We start from the raw sequence: 207 nt of genomic DNA, 5'->3' as shown, positions 1-207 counted from the left end.
CGCCGCCAAGGCCCAGGACGCCCTGGAGCGCGCCACCGAGGAGGCCGAGGAGCTGGCCGAGCGGCTGCTCGTCGCCCAGGAGGCCGGGGAGGGCGCGGAGGACGAGCCCGACACGTCCGTACGGGACCGGCTCGCCGCCGACGGGGCCAACGCCCGCCAGACCGAGATGGAGGCCCGCCTCCAGGTCCGTACCCACGAAGAACGCGT

Annotated in this window: 1 protein-coding gene; it reads left to right on the top strand. The window is 76.3% G+C overall.

Annotation, left to right across the window (positions count from 1 at the left end; translation table 11 throughout):
* On the top strand, positions 1 to 207 hold a 207-nt coding region (locus tag GT042_RS37915; RefSeq protein WP_161313202.1), incomplete at both ends, for a hypothetical protein.

It is taken from the genome of Streptomyces sp. SID3212 (assembly GCF_009865405.1).
GTDB lineage: Bacteria > Actinomycetota > Actinomycetes > Streptomycetales > Streptomycetaceae > Streptomyces.
Note: the sequence above shows the minus strand (reverse complement) of the source record. Positions and strands in the feature narration are given on the sequence as shown.